Genomic DNA, 234 nt, shown 5'->3' with positions numbered 1-234 from the left:
GAGCAGCGGGATGCCGAGCCGGGTCTGGGCGACCAGGGCGGCGGCCCGCCGCGGACGCTCGTCCGGGGCGTGCAGGTTCGATCCCGCGTGCCGCCGGGGGTGGTGGTCGTGGATGTCGTCGCGGGCGTGGGGCTGGGGCTTCTGCCCGACCTGCACCTCCACCGCCATCCGCCTGGGGAGGTCGGCCACGCGTTCGCGGATCTAGGGTGTGGGGTCCTGGTGCGGGAGCTGCGT

Annotated in this window: 1 protein-coding gene; it reads right to left on the bottom strand. The window is 75.6% G+C overall.

Features of this window, described 5'->3' with window-relative positions; genetic code table 11:
* Nucleotides 1-189 (bottom strand): hypothetical protein (locus KVS71_RS19080; protein ID WP_217585313.1); only part of this gene is annotated, 189 nt, incomplete at its 3' end.
* Nucleotides 190-234: the final 45 nt, after the last annotated feature.

Origin of the sequence: Microbacterium sp. GbtcB4, assembly GCF_019091465.1 — a bacterium.
Taxonomy (GTDB): Bacteria; Actinomycetota; Actinomycetes; order Actinomycetales; family Microbacteriaceae; genus Microbacterium; species Microbacterium paraoxydans.
This window is presented reverse-complemented; position numbering and strand designations above follow the sequence as displayed.